Here is a 3,338-nt window from a genome sequence, read left to right as displayed (position 1 = left end):
GTGATAAAAGAGGCAACGGGGAGATCTACGGTGAAATATCCGGGTTAGCGCGGCATCATGCGCGACAACATCCGGTTGACCACGGTAGCCGTGGTCGAGTTGTCTTCAGACTGTGATTTAGGCTCCACAAAGCGCGGCAACGGCGCTCGCTTGAAGTCCCGACTGTCACGTTCCAACTGCACGGCGCGGTTGCCCCTGACGGGCATGGGCAGCGTAGCAGCAGAATCCAGCACACGGGCAGCGTCATCACCCTTTGCACGGGCCAGCATGGACAGCAGCTCGTCGTTTTCCAGTTGCAGGCGTTCAATGATTGAGGCCGTGGTGGCGCGTTCGGCATTGATGCTGTCCAGTAGCACAGACATCCCCTGCGCGTGTTCGTCCATTTCAGCGGCAAAGACGGCATCGTAGGTCAGTGCCCCGGTGTTGCCACCAAAAGCGTCATCCAGCACCACACCCCGGTACGAGTTGTCCAGGTAGTTGGGGGCGATCACGTAATCGAAGCCGAAAAAGGCCGGTTTACGGTCGTCAATGGCAGAGGAAAAGCCGCCAGTCCTGCTGTCCCACAGCTTCGCAGACAGCTTGCCCGCTGCGGTATCCAGAAACTCGGCGCGGTGTTCAACGTTGCCGTCATAGTCGGCCTTCAGGTATGTCGTGACAAACGCCGGTTCAACCGGCACATACCTGCCCCCGTCGATCCCGCCCTCGGCTGGGTTCATGCCGAAGCGGATACGCGGGAAGTGGCCGTAGAAGCCCACCATGCCGCGCGATTCGACCATTTCCTGCGTTGACGGGCTGTTGATGGAATCGGCGATCAATTGCACGTTGAAGTTGCGCGGCTGGCCGGTATGCTGGCGGCCACGGTCTTTCAGGTTGTAGCGAATCAGTGGGGTTTGCATTGTGGGTATCCTCTCATTCGATGGTAGGCACCCTGCCCCGCTGTTTTAGCGGGATTTTCCGCCCGCAAAAACCAAACACATACAGACGCGGTATATCTAATTTGATCTACAATTGGAGCATGAACGGAAAAGACATCATCAAAAAATTGCAGGCGCATGGGTGGGTGCTGGATCGCATCAATGGCAGCCACCACATCCTCAGCAAAGATGGGAAGGCCGTTCCAGTGCCCGTGCATGGCACCAAAGACGTAGGGGCCGGTCTGCTGGCCAGCATTGCACGCCAAACTGGCGTGAAGATCAAATAATCAGGAGTTGCAGGTATGGACTTTCACTTTCCGGCACACATCACCCCACAAGAGGACGGCGGCTTTCTGGTGCAGTTTGTTGACCTGCCCGACACCTTTACCGAAGGCGAGACACTGGACGAAGCCCTGTTCAACGCCTCTGAAGTGCTGTCAGGTATGCTGGCGTGGCACTTGGAGCAAGGGCATGTGGTGCAACCACCGGCACGCGGTCTTGAAGGGCCAGACGTTCACTACATCACGCCCGACTCGAAAACACAATCGGCGCTGTTGCTGCGTGCCGCCCGTGCCCAGCGCACCTTTGCCGACTTGGCGCGCGCACTGGAAACCAGCTGGCCAGCGGCCAAGCGTCTGGAAGATGCCTCGCACTGGCCCAGCCTGAAAACCTTGGATCGCGCCGCCCGCGTACTGGGTAAGCGGCTGGTTTTGTCGTTTGAATGATGCGCTGTTGTAGCCCACCCTCACACATCCGCAAACAAGTCGGCAGCGGCCCCCAAGACGGAATCGGCGAGGCGGTTGGACTGGGCGCCACTGGATTCAGCAATCATGTAATTGGCATCCTCCAAAAACAGGAAACAGATAGCGTCAAACAAGTCGGGCGACGGCAAACCCAGCTTGCGCATTTCGTCCTTGCGCTCAATCGCGTAGCGTGACTTTTCGTCAAAGTGGTAGGGTATGCGGCTCATTTGGTCTAGCAGCTCCTTTTCCCACGGCCCCAGCGCAATGCCCAAACGCCCGTCTTTGGCGGCCCGTGCGGCATGCACCATCGCCTGCGCCCGTTGGTTGAAAAAACGATCACGGTTTGCCCGCCGGTTGCAGGGGCTTCCCCACTTGACCCGTACCACGTCGGGCGCACCTTGCGTTTCCAGCGACTGGCACACCGCGATACCCATGCCGCCCGCGTCCACCAGGATGGTGACGTTTTCCAACTCAGCGGCCAAACGGAATACCTCCCCGCTGAAGTCTTGCAAGTTGCGCGTGTTGCTGTTGACCGGGATAGCCACCACTTGCACCCGGCGCGCATCCGGCCCAAAGTCCCCGTAGCCACTCACATGGGCCACCAGCGCCACCGATTTGTCCCGGTACTCACCCGCCCCCACGTCACACGACAACATGATGCCGTAGGAATCCCCCGGCTGTATCACCGTGCGGCCCATGCACGCCTCAGCGGCCTTGCGCCCCAACAGATAGCCGTCCCGTGAGTCTGGAAACTCCCCCAGCACTTTGATGGTGTATTCCTCGTCTGTGTATTCCTGCTTCTTTTCCTCTATGAAGGCGGTTGACACCAGCGGGGAGTCGCGCGAATCCATGCGTATGGAGTTCCACACCCCGCCGTTGTGGCGTGCCAGCTTGTTGTGCGTGTCGAAAAAGAAGCCACTGGCCCGCGTCGGCTGCGACAGCATCAACATCCGGTTGCGGGCATCGGTCAGGGCGCCGGTCATCACCGCGTAATTCGGGTCAGGGATACCAGAGGCTTCATCGGCAATCACCAGATACCAGTCCCGGTGCATACCGGCAAGGTTTTCAGGCGAACCACGCGGCGCAGTCTTGGCAAAAATGAACCAGCTCTGCTTGAAGCCTTTGACGTACACCCGTTCCGCCTCAAAAGCCACGTAGTCGGCTATCCACGGCTGGCCAGGGTGTGCCCGTATCAAGTCCAGCACGTCGGAAATTTCCTTCCACGCCACGTTACGCACCTGCTCGATTTTGGGCGCGGTAATCATCGTGTTGGACTTCGGGTAGCACAGCAAGTGCCACAGCGATATGACTGCCAACGACCGTGATTTACCGCTACCGTGCCCGCTTCGCACCGTGGTTCTACTGCCCGGTGGCGACACGGAATCCAGCAGCTCGACCTGTTGGTGTGTCGGGGTCATACCCACCACTTCCACTGCGAACCTGTGCAGGCTAACCCGGATATTTCACCGTAGATCGCCCCGTTGCCTCTTTTATCACTTTGATGCCTGAAGACGGGTCGCTACGGGTCATTGCCGTGCGCCAAAGGCACGCACCCGCGCGCATCGGCCCTGTCAGGACGCAGCGACCCCCACCCCGGCTTGGGTTGCGGGCCAGTTTTGTGTCATCGCGCCGGCCAGGCGCTGTCGCGGCGTTCAGGGCGAGCGCAGCTGGCTCATGGCGT

At 59.5% G+C, this 3,338-nt stretch carries 4 protein-coding genes; 2 read left to right on the top strand and 2 right to left on the bottom strand.

Annotation, left to right across the window (positions count from 1 at the left end):
* Positions 1–44: 44 nt before the first annotated feature.
* A complete protein-coding gene (locus tag CON76_RS12635; RefSeq protein ID WP_101103836.1) occupies positions 45–896 on the bottom strand; it encodes a hypothetical protein in 852 nt (283 codons plus the stop codon).
* Between the two features lie 119 nt (positions 897–1,015).
* Here CON76_RS12635 and CON76_RS12630 point away from each other — a divergent pair, with 119 nt between their 5' ends.
* The gene (locus CON76_RS12630) at positions 1,016–1,201 is read left to right on the top strand and encodes a type II toxin-antitoxin system HicA family toxin (protein WP_101103834.1); all 186 of its coding nucleotides are present in this window, start codon (positions 1,016–1,018) and stop codon (positions 1,199–1,201) included.
* 15 nt (positions 1,202–1,216) lie between these two features.
* Positions 1,217–1,639: a type II toxin-antitoxin system HicB family antitoxin gene (locus CON76_RS12625; protein ID WP_101103832.1), complete on the top strand. Its 423-nt coding sequence runs from the start codon at positions 1,217–1,219 to the stop codon at positions 1,637–1,639.
* Positions 1,640–1,659: 20 nt separating this feature from the next.
* Here the strand turns inward: CON76_RS12625 and CON76_RS12620 are convergent, their stop codons facing one another.
* The gene (locus tag CON76_RS12620) at positions 1,660–2,922 is read right to left on the bottom strand and encodes a hypothetical protein (RefSeq protein WP_101103830.1); all 1,263 of its coding nucleotides are present in this window, start codon (positions 2,920–2,922) and stop codon (positions 1,660–1,662) included.
* Positions 2,923–3,338 lie beyond the last annotated feature (416 nt).

It is taken from the genome of Macromonas bipunctata, assembly GCF_002837135.1.
GTDB classification, from domain to species: Bacteria; Pseudomonadota; Gammaproteobacteria; order Burkholderiales; family Burkholderiaceae_C; genus Macromonas_A; species Macromonas_A bipunctata.
Note: the sequence above shows the minus strand (reverse complement) of the source record. Positions and strands in the feature narration are given on the sequence as shown.